This is a genomic window from Ensifer sp. Root954, from assembly GCF_001429005.1.
Taxonomy (GTDB): Bacteria; Pseudomonadota; Alphaproteobacteria; order Rhizobiales; family Rhizobiaceae; genus Ensifer; species Ensifer adhaerens.
The window spans coordinates 1-23,161 of record NZ_LMJM01000024.1 but is presented as its reverse complement, the minus strand read 5'-3'; the positions used below and the strand labels follow the sequence as shown (position 1 = coordinate 23,161).

Below are 23,161 nucleotides of genomic sequence, written 5' to 3'. Positions count from 1 at the left end.
AATGCTCTCGAAAGCAGAAAAGGCGGCCCCCGGGCCGCCTTTTGTCTTGCTACGGATATGATCGCAGAGTTAGGCGGTCTTCCCCAAGAATTGCCCGACGATTCCGCTCAGTACGCCGCCGCCGACAAGGCCACCGATGGCTTGCATGGCGAGACCGGTCGCGGCTGCTTCTCCGCCGAGCATCTGAATGAGGAACCCACCGCCAAGGCCTCCGATGGCGCCGACGATGGTCCGTGCGACGACACCGAATGCCTGCTGCTTCAACACTGCGCTGGCCGCGTTCCCGCCGGCGGCCCCCGCGATCAATTGGGTAATGATAGGCATTAATGCTTCCATTGATCCCTCCGTGTCGTGGCTCGTCGTGGACGCGCCACTAAAAGCCGATGAGCCGGCATCAATAGGTTGAAGCCTATTCCGGATTATTGTCAATTTGAGTGAAATGACGTTGCGGCGCCCGCTTCGTAGCCAATTGAAATGGCTTGATTTTAGGCAGAGGCAAGCTCTTACAGGCAAAGCGGGAAAACGAAGCCGGCGGCGGGGGCGGCTGGAGGGGATGGCCTTGCCGCGCATGATTCGTGCTGTCGGGAGAGCGAGGGAGGGTAATGCAGGCACGGCGGGAACCCCCGGCAACCGAACGATTGCCGGGGGGCTCGATTGTTAGCGATAGACGTAGACGATGCGTCGCGTTGCCGGCTCGACCAGAACGGGCTGGCCGTTGATGCTGACATAGTCGTAGCTGTAGTCGGGAACGCGTTGAACGGCCACGGTCTGCGGCAGTTCGGCACCGACAACGACTTCACCATCGAGATAGACGGTCTCGCCGGGGTTGGACGTGACGTAGGTCCGCACATTCTCCGGCGGCACGATCGGGTCGATCTGTTCGACCGGGCCGATCAATTCGTCGCCGCTGCTGACGATCACGGGGTCATTGGGCTGCACTTGGTAGGTGACGGCCGGAATGGCCAGGTCGGCCCGACGCTCCTGGACCACGACGGCAGAACCGCCAAAATCCGTCGTCAGATACTGGGAATAGACCCAGCCGCGCACGCCGCCGATGTCAATGCGGCACCACTTGCTGCCTTCGATGCAGCCGTCGATAACCGCGGTGCTACCGCGGGTCGCAAGGCCGACTGTCGGATATTGAGGGCCCGGACCTGTGCGGATGTTAAGGTCCGTCACCGTGGTCGCGGTCATGGCTGCAAAGGCGGACGGCGTACCGATCGCCAACACCAAACCCGCGGCCGCAGCGGCTCGCAACAGGGGGCGGGTAAGCTTCACCATCGTGTTTCTCCTTATATTGACGAGGGCCAAACGCCAGCAAGCGCGCGGATGTTCCCCCGGGAACGTCACGAAATGTGACGCTGTGACATTCTCCAGCCGTTGCCGAGGGCAGGACACGCCAGGAGAACAGGCAACGGGAGAGGGACAAAATGCAGAATGCTCAGCCGGATCAGAACAACGTCGCCGCGCGCAGCCTCAAGCCGGTCGTTCGGATCGTCGTCGCCGCGGAGATCGCGATTTCGGCGCTGCTGATGACTACCGTGCAGTGGCCGGCACCCCAGCAGCTGTCTGCACCGCAAATAGCCTCGCTTCGCTGATTGGCGCTGTCACCGCCGCCAATTGCCGCTATAGGAAGATGACGAGATCCTAGAGCGCGTTGCGATCTTCCAGATTCGCTTCCTGCGCTTTAGGTTCTGGATTTGTCGCATGTCGTTATCGCAATACCGCTCCCAAACTTTTGCGCGACATGCTCTAGAGAGGCAGACGCGCATGTTACAGGCGGGCATCATCCCGGTTACCCATTTCGAGCAGAACTGCACCGTGCTGTTCGACAGCGAGACCAAGGAAGGCGTGATCGTCGATCCCGGCGGCGACGTCGATCTCATCCTGCAGACCATCCGCGAAAACGGCATCACGCTGAAGGCGATCTGGATCACCCACGGCCATATCGACCATGCCGGCGGCGCCAAGGAACTGAAGGACGCCCTCGGGCTCGAAATCATCGGTCCGCACAAGGACGACCTGCCGCTGCTCGAAAGGCTCGAAAGCCAGGCGGAGCGCTTCGGTCTGGCGATGAAGGTTCAGAACGTCATTCCCGATCGCTGGCTCGAAGAAGGCGACACGGTCTCCTTCGGCGCCCATATCTTCGAAGTCCTGCATTGCCCGGGCCATGCGCCGGGACACGTCGTCTATTTCAACCGGGCGCAGAACTTCGCCCATGTCGGCGACGTGCTCTTCCACGGCTCGATCGGCCGCACCGACCTGCCCGGCGGCAATCACCAGCAATTGCTCGATTCGATCCGCGACAAGATCCTGCCGCTCGGCGATCGCGTCGGCTTCATCTGCGGACATGGCCCGGGCGGCCAGATCGGCGAGGAGCGCCGCACCAATCCTTATCTGCGCGGGCTCTGAGCCCCAGCACACGCTCACGAAAAAAGCCCATGTCTCTATCAAGACATGGGCTTTTCGATTCTTACGCCGAACCTGATTAGCCGGCGGTGCAGAAGTAGCTGCGACCGTCGTAGCCGCGGAAGGTGCCGCTATCCGGGTTGAACGAGCGGTAACGCTGCGCGCAGTAGCGGTACCAGGACGGGGTCCAGGGCTCGAGCGAGCGGTAACCGCCACCATAGCTGTCGACGACGACAGGGCGTGCCTGGTAGACCGGGCGAGGGCGGTAGGCCGGACGCGGCTCGTAATAGTCGTATTCCGGTTCCGGATCGATGTAGACGCGCTCGTTGTAGCCGCCGTTGTAACGCGGCTGCGAAGCGATCGCGCCGCCGATCAGAGCGCCGGCAACGAGACCTGCTGCACCAGCTGCCCATGCATCGTCATTGTTGTGGTGATGCCTGCCGCCTGCCTCGGCGGCGCCAAAGGTCGGGATGACCATAGCGGCTGCGGCGATCGAGAGAACGGCGGCTTTGATGAACTTGTTCATTTGGCTTCAATCCTTCGCATGGACCGGATCAACCCGGCCTTCATGATGGAGGAAGGTTAACGCGGCCAAACTGAACCGAGCCTGAACAAAAAAACCCGGCAAGAATGCCGGGCTTCAACTGGAATCTGTCAGCAGATAACGGCGTTAGCCGGCGATCTGCAGGTTGACCGCCTTCGGGCCTTTGCCGCGGCGATCCGGTTCGGTGTCGAAGCTTACCTTCTGGTTTTCCGTCAGACCGGTCAGGCCGGAAGCCTGGACCGCGGAAATGTGTACGAAGATATCTGCACCACCGTTGTCAGGCTTGATGAAACCAAAGCCCTTGTCGGTGTTGAAGAATTTTACAGTGCCAGTTTCGGCCATGCGTCAGGTCCTTTTCTCTCCACCCGTTTGACGGACGGGTAGCATTGCAATGTGCCCGGATGGGCGTTGGCAGGCAGTTCTCGACGTTTGAGGAAAGGGTCCTGGTTACCGCAGCCAGCCATTGGAAGGGCCGCATCTCTGCTTCCCATCGGTCTGGCCGCCCGGAGTTTTTGCGTCTCCGGCCCGCTTTTATTTCAAGATCTTCCCATGTTCGCAGATTGCCCGAACGAAAGTAAGATTGATGGGTTTATTTTGAATTGGCAAGCAAAACTTTTCGGGATTGGTATTGCGTCTTGTCATTGCTCAAAAATCGGTCATTTGCGGCTTTGTGGGGCGTTGCGCAAAATATATCGCAAGCTGTTGAAATCACAGCTTTTTGAAAACAATTGCTGCAAAATTGAGTGGTTTTCGCCGATTTCTCGTGCGCGGCGCGTAAAGCAGGCCAATCGCTTAGGATGCGTGCCGTCGGCAACTCCCTGATATGTTTGAGGCTTCTCACGTCGGCGGTTTCTTACGTAGATTTCTTGCAGAAAATCTAGAGCTATCGGGCCGGGTCGAAAACGCAGGGCAAAGCTACGCCTTCGTTGCGAAGCAACGGGCCTATTGCCTGAACAACAGCAAGTAAAGCCTCAGTCCAGCGTCTTGGCGGTGGGGTGCCTATAGTTTCTTGAGGAGCCCTCAGGCAGGTGCTGCGGCGCGGCGGCCCTTCGTCAGTTCCGGCACGATCTCTACCGTCAGCATGGCGGCAAAGATGATGGCGCAGCCGGCATAACCGATCGGGGTGATGACTTCGCCAAGCAGGAGAACGCCGAAGAGGGCGGCAAAGAGTGCTTCGCTCGACAGGAAGATGGCAGCCTGCGGCGCCGTGGTGTAGCGCTGCCCGACGACCTGAAGAATGAAGGCAAGGCCGCTCGAAAAGATGCCGGCATAGAGGATCTCGAAGAGCGCGCCCTCTATGGCAGCGAAGCTCAGCGGCTCGGTCGTGACGGCGAGGGCGAAGCCGAGCACGGCGCAGACGGCGAATTGCGTCATCGACAGCAGCATCGGCCGGCCGCTGCTTGGGGCAAACAGGCCGATGAGCAGCAGTTGCACCGCCCAGAACAGAGCGCAGACCACGGTCAGGTAGTCGCCACCCGTCAGCGTCGACAGCGTGCCGCCGCTCAAGAGGAAAATGCCGAACAGCGCCATCGACGCCCCCGGCCAGATCACCCAATGCGGCTTGCGGCGCAAGAAGATCACCGTCAAGACCGGGACGAAGACGACGTAGAGACCGGTGAGGAAGCCGGAATTGGTGACGCTGGTGTCGAGCAGGCCGAATTGCTGCGTCACGGCGCCGGCAAAGAGCGCCAGGCCGATGAAGATGAAATTGCGCACGGTCGTCAGCTTGATCGGTTCGGCCGCGCGTTTCGTTTCGATGATGGCCAAGGGCACGGCGACCAGTGTCGCGATCGCAAAACGAAGCGCGATGAACCACAGCGGGCTGATCGCATCCATCGCCGTCGACTGTGCAACGAAGCCGGCGCCCCAGATGGCGCCTGAAATCAAAAGCAGCAGATTGGCCTGAATGCGCGGCATGTCGTTCTCTCCTCGGACAGGCGCGTCTAGCAGTTGCGTTTTCGCCGGGCAAGGCTCATCGTCGCCACGGTTGGGCGGAGTTGTTGTCGATGGAAACGGCCGGAGACACGGTGCCGGGAGAGGGCGCCGAGGAGGGGGCTCAGCTCCTATCACCCATCGGAGATCGGCGACCATGAGCGATGCCGGCTATTCCGGCACGCCGCTCGGGCCCAAGCTGGGGCTGAAAGACGGGCAGCGGGCCCTGCTTCTTCGGGTTCCAGCCGGGCTCGATGCGATCAGCGGTTTTTCCGGCTTTCGGGCCAGCGAGACCGAGATCGGCACCGTGGCCGCGCGCGACATTGACTATGCGCATGTGTTCGAAACGGAGCGATCGGTTTTGGAAGAGCTCGCGCCGAAGCTGGCTGCGAGATTGAAGCCGGACGGCATGCTGTGGGTCTCCTGGCCAAAGAAGGCGTCGAAGCGGCCGACGACACTGACCGAGGACGTTTTGCGTGAAATCTTCCTGCCGCTCGGCCTTGTCGACGTGAAGGTTTGCGCGGTCGATGCCGTCTGGTCCGGGCTGAAATTCATGTTCCGGCGCGAGGTTCGCGATCGGCTATCGTGAACATGCGGCGCGCGCCGGCTATTGCGTCGCCGCCTTGGAGACCCTGAGCACGGCGCCGTCTTCCTCGTCCGTCACCATCAGCAAGGCGCCGTCGGGTGCCACGACGACGTCACGGATGCGGCCGAATTCGCCGTCGAACAGCCGCTCCTCGGAGCCGATCGCGCCGCTGTCGTCGCGTTCGAGCCGGGCGAGCAACTGGTACTTCAGCGCCGCCACCAGAAGATCGCCATCCCATTCGGGAAACATCTCGCCGCGATAGACGGCAAGCGCGCCAGGCGCGATCGAGGGATCCCAATAGAAGAGCGGCTGATCGAGGCCTTCTTTCGCCGTGCCTTCGCCGATCTCAGCGCCGGAATAGTCCTTGCCGTAGGTAATGACGGGCCAGCCGTAATTGTGGCCGGGCTTCGGATTGTTGATCTCGTCGCCGCCGCGCGCGCCGTGCTCGACCGTCAGAAGCGTGCCGTCCTTCGGATCGAAGGCGATCCCTTGAGGATTGCGGTGGCCCTTCGACCAGATCTCCGGCAGGCCGCCGGTGCCGCCGCCATAAGGGTTCGATCCGGGAACGCTGCCGTCGGCATTGATATGCAGGATGGCGCCGGCATGATCGCGCGGGTCCTGCGCCCGGTCGCCTTCGCCGCGATCGCCGATGCCGAAGAAAAGGCTGCCATCGGGAGCGATTGCGATGCGCGAGCCGAAATGCTGGCCCTTGCCGGTAAACTTGCTCATCCGGAAGAGCTCCTTGACGTCGATAAGCCCGGTTCCGTCGGCGGCGAGTTTTGCCCGTACGACGACGGTGCCGTAGCCGCCTTTGCCGTTGGCAGCCATCGTCAAGTAGAGCGTCCGGGTTTCTGCAAAACGGGGATCGAGCGCGATGTCGAGCAGGCCGCCCTGGCCACGCTCGGCGACCTCGGGCACGCCCGTCAGCGGTTTCGAGAGCTTGCCGTCGCGCAGGATCCGCAGCCGTCCCGGCCGCTCGCTGACGATCAGGCCGCCATCGGGGAGTGCCTCGACGGACCAGGGGTGTTCAAGCCCGGTCGCGAGCGTCTCGACACGCACGGTACCGTGCTCGCTCGGAAACTCGCGGGCATCCTGTGCCCCGGCGCTCGGAGGAGCAAACGTTGCCAGCGCAACGGACACCGCCAGGATTCCGACCGCACGCGACCGTTTGCCCGCCCGTCCCGATGTTCCAGCGCCCGTATGCCGCATTCCGTTTCTCCCACACCGACTCGTTCAGCAGGCAAGCTGGGGCGATCGACGGAGCGGTTCAAGTCACATCCGATCAAAAGCGGTTTATTTCGAGATCGAGCCCGTCGTCAGCGGTACCGGACGCTGTTCGCCGATGAGTTCTGCGTCGACGATGTAGCGCATCGGTCCCTGCTCGATCGCGTCGAAGGGCCAGCAGGTGGCGAGCGCCAGATGGTGGCCGCTGGCGGACGCGTTGATGCCGCTTTCGTCCCAGCGGGCAACCCGGCTTTCGCCGGCCCTAAACAGGAAGCGGCGGCCGTCCTTGCGGGTCAGCACCAGAAGGTCGCCGGGGTTGACCTCCTTCAGCCAGCGAAAATGCGTGTCGCGATGGGCGGCGATGACCGAGGTACCTTCGTCGCCGGGGAGCGGCGTCGTCGTCAGCCAGGCGGGCCCGAAGGCCAGCGCTTCGCCGCTTGCGCCTTGGAGCACGATCGCCGAGCGGTTGATCCGTGGCGCCGAGATTTCCGCGGCTGTCTGAAAATCGGCCCAGGGCCAGGGCTTGCCATCCGGGTTGCCGTGCAGCTGCGCCTCGAAGGTACGCTTCAGAAGCACCTGCGAGACCTCGGCCTTGGCCTTCATGTAGAAGCCCTTGCCGATCAGAAGCAGACCGGCAAGGGCGATGAGCGAGATGATCGCGAGCACGATCGTTTCGACCGCCGAGAGGCGGGCGAGAAAGCCCGGCCGTGGCTCGGACTGATCCTTGTCAGCGGCCACGGCGGCGCACTCCGGCAAGCACGACGGCGGCGATCGGCGCCCGCCAGTAGACAAAGGTCGTGCCGGCAAGCAGAGCGAAGACGAGCAGCATCAGGCCGATCAGGATCTGCTTGTCGGCCTCCGTTGCCGTCTGCGGCAGGGCGACCTGGTTGTTGGCTTCCGCGAGCAGACCTGCCGCCCGCGCCGTCGGTGCGGCCAGCATGCGGTCGGCCGTGACCATCGCAAGCTTGGTTCGGCTTTCGAGCGCGGCGTCACGTTCGTCGACTTTGCCGGGGACAGTCTCGACAGGGGCTTCGCCGAAGACCTTTCCGAAGTCCCAGCCGGCGGGGAGATTGAGCGGCAGCTTCGTTTCGCTCAGGTTCTCGCTGGCGGGCCGCGACGGCGTCGCGTCGACGGCAACGAGGCTGGTCACGCGGGAGACCAGATGGTGGGCAAGTGCCACCGTCTCGATCCGCTTGTCGAGGGTCGCCGGGTCGGCGATCGTCGACGCGCTCGCCTCGAGGTCGTCGATCTTGCGGCGCGCCCAGAGCTTGGCGATGCCTTCGCCGGTCGAGGCCTTGGCGATGTCCATCTCCACCCGCCAGGGCTGGTCGCCGGCCTTGCCGAGGATCTGCAGCTTGCCTTCGGGTGCGGTGCCGTCGAGTTCGGCCGTCAGCACCACGGGCTCGCCGCGATAAAGATCGGGCATCGGGTTGGGGGTGATGTCGCTCGCCGAGGCGCCCTCGAAGCTCGCGGCGATATCGGTCATTGCGGGGCTTTCGAGCTTGGTGAAAAGCTCGCCCATGCGCGCGGCGACCTCGCTCTCCGAGCCGATCAGCGTGAAGGTGCCGCGGCCATATTCGGCCGCCTTGGTCATGAAGTGGCTGTTCGGAGCAGAGCCGATGCCGACGGTGAAGACGCGAGCCTCGTCGCGGTTCTTCTGGATCTCCTCGAAAAGCTGCGTCTCGTTGCCGATCGCGCCGTCGGTCAGGAAGACCACCTGGCGAAGCGCGCCGGCCTGGACCGGTCCTTGGGTGCGAAGGGCCGCTTCCAGCGCTGGCAGCATCTCGGTGCCGCCATCGGCCGTCAGGCCGCGCACATAGGCGATTGCGTCCTCCCGCTTATCCGGTGTCGCTTCGACCAGCTCGGGGAAGTGCACCGACATGGTGTCGTCGAAGCGGATGACGTTGAAACGGTCCTCCGGCTTCAGCCTGGAGATCGCGAGCGCCAGGCTCTCCTTGGCTTGCTCCATCGACGGGCCGGCCATGGAGCCGGAATTGTCGATGACGAAGACGATCTCCCGCTTGACCGGCTTGGCGTCGGCCTCGTTTGCTGCTGCCGGCGGGGTGACGAAGGAAAGCAGATAGGTCTTGCCGCCGACCGTTTCGCGGAACAGGCCGGCATAGGGGCTCTTGCCCTCGATCGCCTTCCAGGTGAGCTCGAAGTCGCGATCGGCAGGCACGCTGTCGCCCTTCAGCGTCACGCGGCGGCTGAGATCGTCAAGATTGGCGATATCGACGTCGTGGTAGCCTGATTTCACTTCGCCGAGCGGGAAGCCGGCCTTGAGGTTCACCGTCAGTGTGACGGGGTTGATCCTGGCGTTCTCTTTGGGGTCGAGGACCGGCGCTTCGATCTTCTCGCGGTCGGGGACCGGGTCGCTGACGGCATAGCCGGTGCGGCTGTCGAGATCGACGGTCTGAACGATCGGCTGCGGGTTGTAGCGCGGCGCCACGACCATGGGGAAACGCAGCGAATAGAGGCCGTTCGATTGGCGGACCGCGCTCTGGTACTCGATCTGCACGACGACCGTTTCGCCGGGACCGATATTGGCGACCTGGTTGGTGAAGATGTTCGGGCGCTGCTGTTCGAGAAGCGCTGCCTTCTTGCCCTCGGCCTTTGCCTGCTCGTAAATCTCCCTGGCCGCCTCACGCGCCTTGATCTCACCCTCGATGAAGCGGTCGCCGATCTGCATCTTCAGCGTGTCGACGGCCGAATCCTCGGGCAGGGGAAAGACATAGGTGCCCTCAACCCAGCCCTTGCTCGGGTTCTCGAAGCGCTGGGTGACGCGGGTGCGCATGATCGGGCCGTTGACGTCGATCTGAACGTCGGTCGCAAGGCGCGGCGCCTCGACGAAATAGCCCGGCTCCTTCGACGGAAAGAGCAGGGCGCCGGTGCCGATGTCGTTGGGGCGAACGTAGCCCGCCAGCTGCCGCGGCTTGGCATCAGCAGTTTGCGCGGTCGCCTGGGTCATCAGGCCGATGAACATCAGGATGCAGGCGGCAAGGGCTGCGAGCGCCAGGTACATGCCCCAGCGCGCTTCGCTCTGCCGTGTCTTCATGGAAGCGATTTCGTCGTCGAGAAACATTGCATAACCCCCGTAATGCGAATGTGTTCGGATCATCGAAGGAAAAGCCCGGAAACCGGCTGTTGCTGGACGGAATTGCGGCGTTCCGCGACAGTTGTGGTGGCTAAATTATGGCATTTGAAAAATTGCGGGATTGCGCTGATTTTTTTGAATAAATCGCGATCACCAACCGTTTCTGGCCGTTACGTTTCGTGGCCGTTCGAACGGGTGCCACAATCCGTTTTGTCGGCGCTCGACGGACGGTGATGCATCGCTCGGTGTCGCGACCTCCGATCGACGATGCTGATCGCATTCATGAAACTTTGTCATGGTGACGCTTTTTGCCCGCGTTTCCGGCGTTTTTGCCTATCCGGCGCTTGCAAGACCGGGCGTCTTTCGACATAGACCTAACCGCTATGGAGCCTGCCTTTTCGTTCCGTAGCGATCACCTCGTCTCGAAACGATCAGGACCTTCACCCATGGCCTTCCTTGCCGATGCCCTTTCCCGTGTAAAGCCTTCCGCCACCATCGCCGTTTCGCAGAAAGCCCGTGAGCTGAAAGCGAAAGGCCGCGATGTCATCGGCCTTGGCGCCGGTGAGCCGGACTTCGACACGCCCGACAATATCAAGAAGGCCGCCATCGACGCGATCAATCGCGGCGAGACGAAGTACACGCCGGTCTCCGGCATCCCGGAACTGCGCGAAGCGATCGCCAAGAAGTTCAAGCGCGAGAACAACCTCGACTACACCGCCGCCCAGACGATCGTCGGCACCGGCGGAAAGCAGATTCTTTTCAACGCCTTCATGGCGACCCTGAACGCCGGCGATGAAGTCGTGATCCCGGCGCCCTACTGGGTTTCCTACCCGGAGATGGTGGCGCTGTGCGGCGGCACGCCGGTGACGGTTTCGACCAAGCAGGAGAACAACTTCAAGCTCAAGGCCGAAGATCTGGACAAGGCGATCACGCCGAAGACCAAGTGGTTCATCTTCAACTCGCCGTCCAACCCGTCGGGTGCCGCCTACAGCCATGCCGAGCTGAAGGCGCTGACCGATGTGCTGATGAAGCACCCGCATGTCTGGATCCTCACCGACGACATGTACGAGCACCTGACCTATGGCGACTTCAAGTTCGCGACCCCGGTCGAGGTCGAGCCCGGTCTCTATGACCGCACGCTGACGATGAACGGCGTCTCCAAGGCCTATGCCATGACCGGCTGGCGCATCGGCTACGCCGCCGGCCCTCTGCAGCTGATCAAGGCCATGGACATGATCCAGGGCCAGCAGACCTCGGGCGCCACCTCGATCGCCCAGTGGGCGGCCGTCGAGGCGCTGAACGGCACGCAGGACTTCATTCCCGAAAACAAGAAGATCTTCGAAGGCCGCCGCGATCTCGTCGTGTCGATGCTGAACCAGGCCAAGGGCATTTCGTGCCCGACGCCGGAAGGCGCCTTCTACGTCTATCCGTCCTGTGCCGGCCTGATCGGCAAGACCGCGCCGTCGGGCAAGGTCATCGAGACGGACGAAGACTTCGTGTCGGAACTGCTGGAATCCGAAGGCGTCGCCGTCGTCCACGGTTCGGCCTTCGGCCTCGGCCCGAACTTCCGCATCTCCTATGCGACCTCGGAAGCCCAGCTCGAGGAAGCCTGCCGCCGAATCCAGCGTTTCTGCGCCGCCTGCAAGTAAGCGGGGGCGACCGTCTTTCAAAAAAAGACCCCGCCGGCAACGGCGGGTTTTTTCGTTCGTAAACCGATTCAACCGTTGGCCATACTGATTCAAGTCAGCCGGCTAAAGCCTTGAAATCAGGTTTCATTCTCAGGCGCCGGGAACCTCGTCGTCGCCAACGATGCCACCTTCGCTTTCGAGGATCGAGAGGCGGCGGGCCTCGGAGCGGGTGAACTTCAGCCGTACGCCGATGCCGCGTTCGCCCTCGGGCAGAAACACCGCGCCGGCATTTTCGAGCGCATGCTTCAACGAGAGGATCACGGCGTCGCCGGGTTTCTCCAGCTTGCGCTCGAACTTGAGGATCGTCTCCTCGTCGACGCCGGAAAAGCTCGAAAGCATTTCGCGCGAAATTTCGATCAGCGCCCTGGCGGCGCGGCACTGTGGACCTGTAATCATCGTCACCTCCAGTTGCGGTGAGGATGCGCGAAGGGTGGCCGAGGGTCAACAACAAGCAGATGGCCCGCGGCGTTTCGACCGCGGGCCATCTGCTTGTTGTTTGCTTGCGGCGCGTTGGCGAGCATCATCGGCGTGCGCTTGCATCCGGACCGCTGGGGCCGCCCTCTATTTGCCCCGCATCGCCTCGATGAGGCCGGAGGCCTCGTCGCTGCCAAAGCCGGCGGCGAGGCGCCTTTTTGCCAGCCTTTCGATCGGCTCCATGAAGGCCGGATCGATGCCCAGGCTGCGGCTTGCGGCAACGATGTTGGTGATCGCCACCGACTGCATTGAGAGGTTCGACATCACGTCGCGGCCGTGGTCGCCGCTGTCGATCCGTTCGGCATAATCAGGCAGCGCCGTCATCATCGCGGCAAGCCAGGGCTCGACCAGCGGCAGGAACTGCTTCGCGGTGAAGCCGACGCTGCCGGCGAGCGCCGTTGCGTGCAGATAGCCGCCGAAGAGACCGTACATCGCCGACAGCAAGGCGAGGTCGCTGACCGCGGCGAGAACAGGATCCTCGCCGAGATAGTGGCTCTGGCCGAAGGCGGCCAATTGCTCCCTGGTTTTTTCGAAAGCATCGGCGCTGCCACTACAGAGAATGAAGGCATCCGGTGTGCCGATCATCGGCGGCGTCGCCATGATTCCTCCGTCGAGATAGCGTGCGCCGTACGCTTCAAGGCGGGCCGCGACCGCCCGGACTTCATCCGGGCGACCGTTGGTGAGGTTGATGACGGTCTTGCCTGCGAGCATGGGGCCGACATCTGCCAGCGTCGTTTCGACGGCGGCGTAGTCGGTGAGGCATAGGATGAGGACATCGCTGGCCGCAATGGCTTCGGCGACCGTTGCTGCCCGGCGAGCGCCGCGGGCAACCAGCGCGTTGGCCCGCGCGGACGTACGGTTCCAGACGGTGGCGGTGTTGCCCGCGTCGATGAGGGTTTTGGCAAGTGCCGTGCCCATGGCGCCGAGGCCGATGATGGAGATGGATTTGGATTTGGACATCGTGTTTCTCCGCTCCTGGTTCCCCGCTCTGGCCCGCTTCAGGCCGCCGGCGACAATTGCTGGCCGAGGCCACCGTCGACGGTGAGGCGGGCGCCGGTGGTGAAGGTGGCATCGAAGGCGAGGAACAGCACGGCGCGGGCGACTTCGTCCGCCGTGCCGTTGCGGCCCATCGGGGTGATCGCATCGCCGAGCGCCTTGAACTCGGCTCGTTCGGCGTCGGTGACGCCCGCCACGCCCTTGGTCGGCGTATCGATGAAGCCGGGGCTGACCGAGTTGACCCTTATGCCGCGCGGCAGAAGCTCGGCGGCAAAGACGGAGGCAAACGAGATCAGCGCCGCCTTGCTGCCGCTATAGACCGCCATTCCCGGATGGCCGCCGACATCAGCAACCGACGAGGTAAAGACGATCGAGCCGCCGTCGCGGATCAGAGGCGCCAGCCGCTGGACGGTGAAAAAGGCACCCTTGGTGTTGATGGTGAACTGGCGATCATAGGAGGCCTCCGTCACCTGGTCGAATGGCTCGAGCAGCGATGTGCCGGCGTTGACGTGCAGGAGATCGATCGAACCCAGCTTCTGCCCGACCGTCGCCCCGAGTACAGCGATCTCGCCGAGATCGGCGATATCTGACTTTACCGCATGAACGCGGTCGCCGAAGCGCTGCTGGATCCGGGCGAGGTTCTCTTCGTTGTTTCCGGTCAGAAGCACCTCGGCGCCGCCGTCGACGAGCCGCTCGACCGTCGCCAGACCCATTCCATGCGTGCCGCCGATGACGACGGCTTTCTTGTCTTGATAGATACCCATTGTCTTTTCCTTCGATATCAGGCTTCGATGAGGAAGAGATAATTTCGTGGACGATATTGCGTAAGACGCGCAAACGTGGATGTATCGTCCACGTTTGTAGACATTGGAGGCCCGCGATGCGCAATCTCAACGACTTCATCGTCTTTGCCCATGTGGTCGATCACAAGGGATTCGCGCCGGCGGCGCGGGCGCTGAACGTGCCGAAATCGACGCTGAGCAAGCGCGTGGCCGAGCTGGAAAAGACGCTTGGTGTCCGGCTGATCAACCGAACTTCGCGTCGCTTCACCGTGACGGAGATAGGCGAGGATTTCTACCGGCATGCCTCGGCGATGTTGATAGAGGCGGAGGCGGCCGAAGCCATCGTCAAGGGGCGCCTTGCCGAACCGAGCGGAACGGTGAGGATCACCGCCTCTGTGCCGACGGCTCAGATGATGCTGGCGGGGCTGCTGCCGCCGCTGGCGCGGGCCTATCCCAAGATGCGGGTGATGCTGCACGCGACAGACCGTTTCGTCGATGTGGTGCAGGAAGGCTTCGACATCGCGGTGCGCGATCACTTCGCACCGCTGCCCGATTCCGGCATGGTGCAGCGGCGGGTGGCAAACGATGCCATCCTGCTCGTGGCAGCGCCCGCCTACCTGGAAAATCGCGGGCACCCGCGCGAACCGAGCGACCTTTCGCGCCACGACGGGCTGCTGGCCTCCCTGGCCTCGGAGGGATGGACGATGCGCAACGACGCGGGCGTGGTCGTCAGGGTGCGCCCCATGCCGCGGTTCCTCGCTGACGAATCCAACGTGTTGCTCGAGGCCGCCGTCGCCGGTCTTGGCATCACCGCGCTACCGAGAAAGATCTGTCGGGCGGCAATCGAGGCTGGACGTCTTGTGCGTGTGCTTGCCGATTGGGAGGCAGGCAGCGTGACGACGACGCTGTTGATGCCGCATCGGCGCGGGCAACTGCCGTCGGTTCGCGCCGTCGTCGACTTCATCGTCACGCATCTGCCAGGAGAGTGAGGCTGGGCGGCAGCGAAGGCGCATGCTCGAAAAGAAAAGGCCCGCTAGGAGCGGGCCTTCGAAGCTTGTCTCGATCGGTCGCTTAGCGCTCTGCGAGCGCCGGTTCGCCCTTCTTCTCGCGCACGAGGTTCATGAAGCGGCGGAAGAGATAGTGGCTGTCCTGCGGGCCGGGGGAGGCTTCCGGGTGGTGCTGGACCGAGAACACCGGCTTGCCGGCGACGCGCAGGCCGCAATTGGTGCCGTCGAAGAGCGAGATGTGAGTCTCATCAACACCCTGCGGCAGCGACTTCGAATCCACTGCGAAGCCGTGGTTCATCGAGACGATCTCGACCTTGCCGGTGGTGTGGTCCTTGACCGGATGGTTGGCGCCGTGGTGGCCCTGGTGCATCTTTTCGGTCTTGCCGCCGAGTGCCAGCGCCAGCATCTGGTGGCCGAGGCAGATGCCGAAGACCGGGATGTCGGTCTTGAGCAGGTCCTGGATGACCGGCACGGCGTATTTTCCGGTTGCTGCCGGGTCGCCGGGGCCGTTCGACAGGAAGATGCCATCCGGCTTCTGCGCCAGCACTTCGTCGGCGCTGGTCGTGGCCGGCATGACCGTGACGCGGGCGTTGAGGCCGGCAAAGAGGCGCAGGATGTTGCGCTTCACGCCGTAGTCGAGCGCGACGATATGGTAGGCGGCATCGGTTTCGCCGAGCGTCGAATAACCTTCGTTCCAGACCCAGGGCTGCTCGTCCCAGCGCGACGACTGGCCGGAGGTCGCGACCTTGGCAAGGTCGAGGCCTTCGAGGCCGCTCCAGGCCTTGGCTTCCTTCTTCAGCGTCTCGATATCGAAGACGCCCGAGGGGTCGTGGGCGATGACGGCGTTCGGCATGCCGTTTTCTCGGATCCAGGCAGTAAGCGCGCGGGTGTCGATGCCGCAAAGGCCGATGATGCCGCGGGCCTTCAGCCAGGCGTCGAGGTGCTTGGCGGCGCGGTAGTTGGACGGCTCGGTGATGTCGGCCTTGAAGATGACGCCGACCGCGCCGTGGCGTGCTGCCGGCGTCAGGTCTTCGATGTCTTCGTCATTGGCGCCGATGTTGCCGATGTGCGGGAAGGTGAAGGTGACGATCTGGCCGAGATAGGAGGGGTCCGTCAGAATTTCCTGGTAGCCCGTCAGCGCCGTGTTGAAGCAGACCTCCGCCTGCACTTTGCCGGTCGCGCCGATGCCCTTGCCCTCGATCACGGTGCCGTCGGCCAGAACGAGCAGTGCGGTTGGTTTTTCAGTGGTCCATGCGGGTGTCGCGGTCATCGTTCCTATCCCGTTGCGGCGCGAAGCGGGGGCTTGAAAGCCCGGCAGTCGATCGCCATTTCTTTGCTCAGGCATGGACGCGCGGAAACCCCGCGGAAAAGTGCTCTCATGCCGATGTTGTGCAGGTGCGGGAAAATACCCAAAGCGCTTAGCCGGGTCAACCGGCCGCTGTGAATTGTCGGGAAATAAAATTCCTTATAATTCAAGCGGTTGCGTATTCCGTTTGATTGCGCCTGTCACACTGGTTTAAGACGACGACAACAATGATGGTTTCGAACCGGTTCCGGGCAGAGCACCGCGGGCCGGTTTTGACATGGAGTATGGACATGCGCGACCTGTTCGCTAACGCACTGAAGGAAGCCCTCAAAGCCAAGGACGCACGGCGTACCTCGACCGTGCGGCTGATCCAGGCGGCGATCAAGGATCGGGACATTGCCAATCGGGGCCTCGGCAAGGACCCGGTTAGCGATGACGACATCCTGCAGATCCTCGCCAAGATGATCAAGCAGCGCGAAGAATCGGCTCGTATCTACGACGACGCCGGCCGGCCGGAGCTTGCCGCGCAGGAGCGTGAGGAAATCGTCATCATCAACCAGTTCCTGCCGGCCCAGCTTCCGGAGGCAAAGGTGAAGGAACTCTGCGCCTCGGTCATCGCCGAAACCGGCGCACATGGCCTGCGTGATATGGGCAAGTGCATGAACGTGCTCAAGGAGCGCTATCCCGGCCAGATGGACTTCGCCAAGGCCTCCGGCCTGGTGAAGGAACTGCTCAAGTAGCTCCGCTCAAGTCAGTGCCGCCGCCCGTTGCGATAAGACGGGCGTCGCCACCTCGGCTTTCGCCGGAAACGTCGCTTCGAATGCGCGATCGATGAGCGCGAACTTCTCCGCCTGGTAATCCCAGTATTCACGGATGAAGGCTTTGGACAGCCAGACCGCGCCGCGTCCGGGCGACCGCTCCCACCCCATATTGCCCAAAAGGGCTGCCTTGTCGAAGATCCGCTTGAGGTGGGTCTTGGAGATGATGAAGCGTTCGCTGAGATCGCTCGGCGAAACCGGCCCTATGGCGAGGCGCTCCGCCTCGGGGTCGAAGGCGCCGATGCGGGAAAAGAGATCGTCCATCACCACGCCCCCGGAATTGACCCAGGTAAAGAGATCGAAGGTCGGGCCTGGACGACGGACCGTGTCGTTGCCGACAAGCGCGTGGGCGACGGCGGCCTGCAGCCGGCCGAACTGGTCCTGCTCTTCGCCTAGGCGTGCCAGCCGCGACTGGCCATCGAAGGCGTCGAGGATGGCCAGATGGGACTGCATCCATTTCCAGACATAGTCGAGTGCTGCCTCGGTAGGCTCCAGCGGCCGGCTGCGCTTGTCGGGCTGCACCGTGATGTAGCGGGCGAAGCGGTAGGTAACCATTTCCTGCACGAAGGATGCCGCGGTGTTGCGGCTGGCGATCCCGTGCATGACGGCATAGTTGATGAAACGGCCGCTGTAGAGACCGCTCGAGGGATCATCCGGATCGCGGTCGTGATAAAGTGCAAGCCCGGATTGGGCCATCAGCCAGCGCTGCTGCGAGGCAAAGATAGAGGCGAGCCGCGGGTTTGCCGCATACATCTCCACCATGCCGCGCGCATAGCTCAGCACCGCGCCGAAGAAAGCCGGACTGGAGGCGAGCACTTTGACGGAAATGGCCATGGCAAGTGATCCAATTCGAGACGGCGAATTGATCCTTTTCGTCAAAGGGGTGTCAAGTGCTACTTTTGGTCTTCAGAAAATATTCATATACAACTTTTGATTGGGCATCCGGCGTGCGATTCCCGTTTCGCTCCTGTGAATAGCGTGCAAGCAGGATCACTGTTGTAGCGCCCGCCGGCCATGCCGCCTATATGGAGGATCGACCAGAGGTATCCATGCGCTTTTCACAGTCCTTTCTTGACGAGATACGCGATCGCGTTCCGATTTCGGACGTGATTGCCAAGCGCGTTAGCTGGGACCGGCGCAAGACCAACGTCTCGCGCGGCGACTATTGGGCCTGCTGCCCCTTTCACGGCGAGAAGTCGCCGAGCTTTCACTGCGAGGACCGCAAGGGCCGCTACCATTGCTTCGGCTGCGGTGTCTCGGGTGACCACTTCCGCTTTCTCACCGATCTCGAAGGCCTGAGCTTTCCCGAAGCCGTGCAGCAGATCGCCGACATGGCGGGCGTTGCCATGCCGCAACCGGATCCGCAGGCAGAGCGCCGGGAGAAGGAACGTACAAGCCTGCTCGACGTGATGGAGCTGGCGACCGCGTACTTCGAGGACCAACTCCAGACGGCCAACGGCGCCAAGGCGCGCGCCTATCTGCGCGAGCGCGGGCTGACGGGGCGCACGATCGAGACCTTTCGTTTGGGCTACGCGCCCGACAGCCGCAATGCGCTCAAGGAACATCTCGCCGGCAAGGGTGTCGGCAAGGAACAGATCGAGGCCTGCGGCCTCGTGGTGCACGGGCCGGACGTGCCGGTTTCCTACGACCGGTTCCGCGACCGCATCATGTTCCCGATCCTGTCGTCGCGCGAGAAGGTCATCGCATTTGGCGGCCGCGCCATGTCACCGGACGCACCGGCCAAGTATCTGAACTCGAACGAGACCGAGCTCTTCCACAAGGGCAACGTGCTCTACAATTTCGCCCGCGCGCGCCGTGCTTCGCAAGGAGCCGCACGTGACGTCGGGCAGGACGATGCGGCCGGAACGATCATCGCCGTCGAAGGCTACATGGACGTGATCGCGCTGCATCAGGCGGGCGTCGAAAACGCCGTTGCGCCGCTCGGCACGGCGCTCACCGAAAACCAGCTCGATCTCTTGTGGAAGATGACGTCGCAGCCGGTGCTCTGCTTCGACGGCGATGGGGCAGGCATTCGTGCCGCAAACCGCGGCGTCGACCTGGCGCTGCCGCATCTGAAGCCCGGTCGTTCGGTCCGCTTCGCCATGCTTCCGGACGGCAAGGATCCCGACGACCTCGTGCGTCAGGAGGGCCGTGGGCCCTTCGACAAGGTGCTCGCCAACGCCCGTTCGCTCGCCGAGATGGTCTGGCAGCGCGAGGTCCAGGGCGGCGCTTTCGACACGCCGGAAAAGCGCGCCGAGCTCGAAGCGCGACTGAAGCAGGTGACATCCGTGATCGCCGACGAAAGCGTGCGCCGGCACTATGGCCAGGACATGCGCGACCGGCTTCACGCTTTCCTGCAATCCTCAGGGGCAGGGCGGGGCGAGCGGCGCCCGTTTGAACGCGGCGGCCGGCAGGGCGGTGGCGGCGGAGCACGCGGTGCCGGTCAGCCACGGGGGCCGAATGCGAGCGGGCCGACGGCAATCTCCGACCGGCTGGCGCGCTCGACACTGGTCAGCGGACAGCAGGTGGCGCCGCTTCTGAGAGAGAGCGTTCTGGCACTCACCATCGTCAACCACCCGCAATTGCTGTTCGACGAATATGACGAGATCTCGACGATCGAGTTCGACCACCGCGAGCTGCAGCGCTGCTGGGCGGCGGTGCTGAACGCTGCGGCTGCGCAGGGGCCGCGGTTGAACCGCGAGGATCTGCTCGAACAATTGCAGGCGGAGGGTTTTGGTGCGCTGATTACCGCGATCGACCAGCAGATCCGCTATGCGCGGCTCTGGACCGCGACGACAGCGGCCGCGCCCGAGGACGCCCGCGAAGGATATCTGCAGGCGCTGGCACTGCACCAGCGCTCGAAGGCATTGCACTGGCAGGTGCGCGAGCTCGAACGCGAACTGGCCCATGCGACCGAGGAGGGCGACCTCGAAGCCGTGCCACAGCTTTTGCGCACGCTTCAGGAAGTGCAGCACGAAGTGACGCGGCTTGAAAACCAGGAAGCGATCATCGAGGGCTTCGGCGTGCTTTCAGGCCGCGTGAAGGGGCCGGCGGCGCGCTAGCTGCTGGGTTTTCGCCGCAGCGAAAGCAGGCCTGTTCTCGGCGAAGTCTCGACTATTCGCGCCAATGATCGGCCACCCATGGCGATGGGCGAAGGTAGTGCCGGAGATAGCGAAACGCATTCTTCTCGTAACGGTCGGATGCAAACAGCCCGAGGATATGGCCAAGCGGGGTGGAGACCTTGTCCTTCTTGCCGAAGCGGCCTTCGATCGCATGCTGCGGCAGGAGGTTGCGCGGGAACAGCACGACGCGCGCGTCCTTGGGCAGTCGGGGTGCCAGGAAAAAGTTGAGCGGGAACGGCCGGCGGCAGTCCTGCCGGAAATGCAGGACCCAGCGGCGGGGGAAAAGTTTGGTCCCGCCCGGCGCATTGCGCGTGACGAAGCGCTGCTCGAAACGGTATTCGTCGGCAATGCCTTGCGGGTCGGCGCGGAACTTCTCCTGCAACGGCACCAGCTTGCCGACTGGATAGCGAAACAGCGAGGTCTGGCCGAGGCGCTCGAACGGCGTCGTCTGGTTGCGGGCGAGGATGACGTCGTCCGGTTCTCCCTCCTCGAAGAAACCATCGAGCGATCCGACGATAACCAGGTCGAGGTCCAGGAACAGGACGGGGCCTTTGAGATTGCCGAGCTTCGGCCCCCACAGCCGCGATTTCTGCCAGATGCCGGGCGTGTTCTTGGGCATTTCGCCGATGTCCAGCGGCGGCAAATCCTCGCACAGGATTTCCGGACGCAGGCCGTCGCGATTGTCGGTAAAGCAGGTGAAGGTGAAGGGCGGGGTGATGTTGCGCGCCACCATGGCGTAGAGCCGGTTGATGAACGGTGCGCCGTACTTCGTACCCCAGTTGATGCAGATGATCTGCTTGACGCCGCCGCTCGCCGCTAGAATATTTGCCATAATCACGTCCCGATTTCTGCGCGCCACTAAAGTACCGATGCGTTATCAAGGTCAAGCTGTCGGGGCAATCCCCGGTGAAGCGCAGCAGGGCCTGCCGGGAAAAACAGCCCTTGTCTCTTCAGTTGCGGCAAGGGCTATGGCATTGCCTGCGCATCTGGCCATGATGGCCTAAGCTGATTCCCGAAGGAGATGTGATGGAGTTCGTCGAAAGGGCGACGCCCTCAAGAAGCGCTGCCAGCAAGCTCTTCGACGAAGCCGGCCAGGCACCGCTCGACGTGCTGAAACGCGTATATGGCTATTCTGCCTTTCGCGGCAAGCAGCAGGCAGTGGTCGAGCATGTGACCGCTGGCGGCGATGCCGTCGTTCTCTTTCCGACCGGCGCCGGCAAGTCGCTCTGCTTCCAGATCCCGGCGCTCTGCCGGCCCGGATTGGGTGTCGTCGTCTCGCCGCTGATCGCGCTGATGCGCGATCAGGTGGAGGCGCTGAAACAGCTTGGCGTCAATGCGGCTGCGCTGAATTCGTCGCTGACGCGCGAAGAGGCGATTGCGGTCAGGCGCCAGATCCACGACGGCACGCTCGACCTTCTCTATGTGACGCCGGAGCGGACCGTCACCGACGGCTTCGCCGATCTCATAGGCAATGCCCGAATCGCGCTTTTTGCCATCGACGAGGCGCACTGCGTTTCGCAATGGGGCCATGATTTCCGCCCCGAGTACCGCGCGCTCGGATTGCTAGCCGAGCGCTATCCCGGCGTGCCGCGCATCGCGCTCACTGCCACCGCCGATCCGCACACCCGCGACGACATCGTCGAGCGGCTGGCGCTCAGCAATGCCGAGGTGTTTACCACCAGCTTCGACCGGCCGAACATCGCCTATGAAATCGTCGAGCGCGACCAGCCGCGCCAGCAATTGCTGCGCTTTCTCTCCCGCTTCAAAGGGGCGTCCGGCATCGTCTATTGCCTGTCGCGCGCCAAGGTCGAGGACACGGCCGAATGGCTGAACGCGCAAGGCATCCGGGCGCTGCCCTATCATGCCGGCATGGACCGCGCGCTCCGCGACAGGCATCAGGACGCCTTCCTGAAAGAAGAGAGCCTCTGCCTCGTTGCGACCGTCGCCTTCGGCATGGGCATCGACAAGCCCGACGTGCGTTATGTCGCCCATCTCGACCTGCCGGGATCGGTGGAGGCCTATTACCAGGAGACCGGCCGCGCCGGTCGTGACGGGCAGCCCTCTGAGGTCTGGATGGCCTATGGCATGGCCGATGTGTTGCAGCGCCGCCGGATGATCGACGAGGGTGGGGCCGCGGATGACATCAAGCGCATCGAGCGCGGCAAGCTCAACGCGCTCTTGGCGATCTGCGAGACGGCGGGCTGCCGCCGCCAGGCGATCCTTGCGCATTTCGGCGAGGCCCATCCCGGCCGTTGCGGCCATTGCGACACCTGCCTGAAGCCGGTCGAGACCTGGGACGGGACGGAAGCGGCGATCAAGGCGCTGGCCGCGGTCTATCGCACCGGCGAGCGCTTCGGCACCGGCCATGTGGTCGATGTGCTCATGGGCACGGTCAACGAGAAGACCGAGCGCTTCGGCCACGTCGACATGCCCGTCTTCGGCGCCGGCAAGGACCTGCCGGCTCGCACCTGGCAATCGGTCTTCCGGCAATTGCTGGCGGCGGGCCTGATCAGCGTCGACCACGCGGCCTTCGGGGCGATGAAGCTCGAACCGGAGGCCCGCGCCGTCTTCAAGCGTGAGCGCCAGGTGTTTTTCCGCAAGGACCGCCCGACCTCGGGCAAGGCGGCGCGCGGCGCCAAGTCGGGATCGCAGCGCGAACGGGCCGATCTGGCCGGGTCCGATCTCGAACTTTTCGAACTGCTGCGCGCCGAGCGCTTCTCGATCGCCAAGGATCTGAACGTCCCGCCCTATGTCGTCTTCCCCGATGCGACCTTGATTGCGCTTGCCAAGGAACGCCCGCGCGACCTCGACGAACTGCTCGACATTCCCGGTATCGGCGAAAGCAAACGCGAACGCTACGGCGAGGCATTTCTGGCGGTCATTGACGGGTATCTCGACGGGTGATGGCGGTAGGCCCCGCGTCTCCGTCGTCGGAAAATGTCTGTGGCGAAGCGCTTCGCGACACAATATTTCCGGCCCGCCATCTCGCCTTGAAATGGCCTGTCGTTTTTACGCTGGATGCGGCCGAGCGCCGGATTTTGCTGCAAGTCAAAAGCCGTCATGATACTCGTCAGGCACGCGATGTTTTCTTGAAGCGAGAGCGCCATGACTTCAGCCTTCCTCACCCATCTCCGTTCAGAACTCGAGGGCCTGAAGACGGCCGGGTTGTACAAGTCGGA

23 protein-coding genes are annotated in these 23,161 nt (G+C 63.2%); 9 read left to right on the top strand and 14 right to left on the bottom strand.

The features are described 5' to 3' along the window. Positions 1-69 precede the first annotated feature (69 nt). The gene (locus ASE71_RS17990) at positions 70-336 is read right to left on the bottom strand and encodes a hypothetical protein (protein WP_034788698.1); all 267 of its coding nucleotides are present in this window, start codon (positions 334-336) and stop codon (positions 70-72) included. Between the two features lie 321 nt (positions 337-657). After that, positions 658-1,281, bottom strand: coding sequence for a DUF1236 domain-containing protein (locus tag ASE71_RS17985; RefSeq protein ID WP_060518701.1), 624 nt, complete (start codon positions 1,279-1,281; stop codon positions 658-660). Between the two features lie 149 nt (positions 1,282-1,430). Between ASE71_RS17985 and ASE71_RS36485 the strand changes: the two genes are divergently transcribed. Both ASE71_RS36485 and ASE71_RS17980 read left to right on the top strand, forming a co-directional pair. Beyond that, positions 1,431-1,598 carry a hypothetical protein gene (locus ASE71_RS36485; RefSeq protein WP_089044992.1) on the top strand — a complete coding sequence of 56 codons (168 nt, stop codon included), beginning with the start codon at positions 1,431-1,433 and terminating at the stop codon, positions 1,596-1,598. Between the two features lie 172 nt (positions 1,599-1,770). After that, positions 1,771-2,412 (top strand): MBL fold metallo-hydrolase, encoded by a 642-nt coding sequence (locus ASE71_RS17980; RefSeq protein ID WP_060518699.1) that lies wholly within the window; start codon positions 1,771-1,773, stop codon positions 2,410-2,412. 76 nt (positions 2,413-2,488) lie between these two features. On the opposite strand, the gene ASE71_RS17975 is transcribed toward ASE71_RS17980, so the two are convergent. Together ASE71_RS17975 and ASE71_RS17970 are read right to left on the bottom strand one after the other, a co-directional pair. Further along, positions 2,489-2,935: a BA14K family protein gene (locus tag ASE71_RS17975; RefSeq protein ID WP_034788692.1), complete on the bottom strand. Its 447-nt coding sequence runs from the start codon at positions 2,933-2,935 to the stop codon at positions 2,489-2,491. 144 nt (positions 2,936-3,079) lie between these two features. Continuing rightward, positions 3,080-3,295, bottom strand: a complete 216-nt coding sequence (locus ASE71_RS17970; protein ID WP_034788690.1) for a cold-shock protein — start codon at positions 3,293-3,295, stop codon at positions 3,080-3,082. 207 nt (positions 3,296-3,502) lie between these two features. Here ASE71_RS17970 and ASE71_RS35805 point away from each other — a divergent pair, with 207 nt between their 5' ends. Continuing rightward, positions 3,503-3,775 (top strand): hypothetical protein, encoded by a 273-nt coding sequence (locus ASE71_RS35805; protein ID WP_127889314.1) that lies wholly within the window; start codon positions 3,503-3,505, stop codon positions 3,773-3,775. A gap of 198 nt (positions 3,776-3,973) precedes the next feature. Here ASE71_RS35805 and ASE71_RS17965 read toward each other — a convergent pair whose 3' ends face one another. Continuing rightward, a complete protein-coding gene (locus ASE71_RS17965) occupies positions 3,974-4,870 on the bottom strand; it encodes a DMT family transporter (RefSeq protein WP_060518697.1) in 897 nt (298 codons plus the stop codon). A 172-nt stretch (positions 4,871-5,042) separates the two neighbouring features. Here ASE71_RS17965 and ASE71_RS17960 point away from each other — a divergent pair, with 172 nt between their 5' ends. Next, entirely contained in the window at positions 5,043-5,474 is a 432-nt protein-coding gene (locus ASE71_RS17960; protein WP_060518695.1) for a hypothetical protein, read from the top strand. A gap of 18 nt (positions 5,475-5,492) precedes the next feature. Here the strand turns inward: ASE71_RS17960 and ASE71_RS17955 are convergent, their stop codons facing one another. The 3 genes from ASE71_RS17955 to ASE71_RS17945 form a co-directional block, all read right to left on the bottom strand. Further along, complete coding sequence (locus ASE71_RS17955) at positions 5,493-6,680, bottom strand: PQQ-dependent sugar dehydrogenase (RefSeq protein ID WP_060518693.1); 1,188 nt, start codon at positions 6,678-6,680, stop codon at positions 5,493-5,495. An 84-nt stretch (positions 6,681-6,764) separates the two neighbouring features. Further along, the gene (locus ASE71_RS17950; protein ID WP_060539226.1) at positions 6,765-7,433 is read right to left on the bottom strand and encodes a class GN sortase; all 669 of its coding nucleotides are present in this window, start codon (positions 7,431-7,433) and stop codon (positions 6,765-6,767) included. Further along, positions 7,423-9,777 carry a marine proteobacterial sortase target protein gene (locus ASE71_RS17945; RefSeq protein WP_060518689.1) on the bottom strand — a complete coding sequence of 785 codons (2,355 nt, stop codon included), beginning with the start codon at positions 9,775-9,777 and terminating at the stop codon, positions 7,423-7,425. The genes ASE71_RS17950 and ASE71_RS17945 overlap by 11 nt, the downstream gene beginning before the upstream one ends. Before the next feature lie 458 nt (positions 9,778-10,235). Between ASE71_RS17945 and ASE71_RS17940 the strand changes: the two genes are divergently transcribed. Further along, entirely contained in the window at positions 10,236-11,438 is a 1,203-nt protein-coding gene (locus ASE71_RS17940) for a pyridoxal phosphate-dependent aminotransferase (protein WP_034788681.1), read from the top strand. A gap of 129 nt (positions 11,439-11,567) precedes the next feature. Here ASE71_RS17940 and ASE71_RS17935 read toward each other — a convergent pair whose 3' ends face one another. The 3 genes from ASE71_RS17935 to ASE71_RS17925 all read right to left on the bottom strand — a co-directional run bounded on the left by ASE71_RS17935 (position 11,568) and on the right by ASE71_RS17925 (position 13,711). Continuing rightward, positions 11,568-11,873 (bottom strand): hypothetical protein, encoded by a 306-nt coding sequence (locus ASE71_RS17935; RefSeq protein WP_060518687.1) that lies wholly within the window; start codon positions 11,871-11,873, stop codon positions 11,568-11,570. 165 nt (positions 11,874-12,038) lie between these two features. Next, complete coding sequence (locus ASE71_RS17930) at positions 12,039-12,953, bottom strand: NAD(P)-dependent oxidoreductase (protein ID WP_274533437.1); 915 nt, start codon at positions 12,951-12,953, stop codon at positions 12,039-12,041. Beyond that, positions 12,950-13,711 (bottom strand): SDR family oxidoreductase, encoded by a 762-nt coding sequence (locus ASE71_RS17925; RefSeq protein WP_060518683.1) that lies wholly within the window; start codon positions 13,709-13,711, stop codon positions 12,950-12,952. The genes ASE71_RS17930 and ASE71_RS17925 overlap by 4 nt, the downstream gene beginning before the upstream one ends. 116 nt (positions 13,712-13,827) lie before the next feature. Here ASE71_RS17925 and ASE71_RS17920 point away from each other — a divergent pair, with 116 nt between their 5' ends. Further along, entirely contained in the window at positions 13,828-14,718 is an 891-nt protein-coding gene (locus tag ASE71_RS17920; protein ID WP_060518681.1) for a LysR substrate-binding domain-containing protein, read from the top strand. A gap of 82 nt (positions 14,719-14,800) precedes the next feature. On the opposite strand, the gene carA is transcribed toward ASE71_RS17920, so the two are convergent. Further along, complete coding sequence (carA, locus tag ASE71_RS17915; RefSeq protein ID WP_034788670.1) at positions 14,801-16,006, bottom strand: glutamine-hydrolyzing carbamoyl-phosphate synthase small subunit; 1,206 nt, start codon at positions 16,004-16,006, stop codon at positions 14,801-14,803. A gap of 326 nt (positions 16,007-16,332) precedes the next feature. Between carA and ASE71_RS17910 the strand changes: the two genes are divergently transcribed. Further along, complete coding sequence (locus ASE71_RS17910) at positions 16,333-16,782, top strand: GatB/YqeY domain-containing protein (protein WP_034789028.1); 450 nt, start codon at positions 16,333-16,335, stop codon at positions 16,780-16,782. Positions 16,783-16,788: 6 nt separating this feature from the next. Here the strand turns inward: ASE71_RS17910 and ASE71_RS17905 are convergent, their stop codons facing one another. Continuing rightward, entirely contained in the window at positions 16,789-17,694 is a 906-nt protein-coding gene (locus tag ASE71_RS17905) for a hypothetical protein (protein ID WP_060518679.1), read from the bottom strand. Between the two features lie 215 nt (positions 17,695-17,909). On the opposite strand from ASE71_RS17905, the gene dnaG reads away from it, so the two are divergent. Then, positions 17,910-19,922: a DNA primase gene (gene dnaG / locus ASE71_RS17900; protein ID WP_060518677.1), complete on the top strand. Its 2,013-nt coding sequence runs from the start codon at positions 17,910-17,912 to the stop codon at positions 19,920-19,922. Between the two features lie 52 nt (positions 19,923-19,974). Here dnaG and ASE71_RS17895 read toward each other — a convergent pair whose 3' ends face one another. Further along, positions 19,975-20,814 carry a glycosyl transferase gene (locus tag ASE71_RS17895; protein WP_210338234.1) on the bottom strand — a complete coding sequence of 280 codons (840 nt, stop codon included), beginning with the start codon at positions 20,812-20,814 and terminating at the stop codon, positions 19,975-19,977. Positions 20,815-21,008: 194 nt separating this feature from the next. On the opposite strand from ASE71_RS17895, the gene recQ reads away from it, so the two are divergent. Beyond that, positions 21,009-22,886, top strand: a complete 1,878-nt coding sequence (recQ, locus tag ASE71_RS17890) for a DNA helicase RecQ (RefSeq protein WP_060518675.1) — start codon at positions 21,009-21,011, stop codon at positions 22,884-22,886. Positions 22,887-23,161 lie beyond the last annotated feature (275 nt).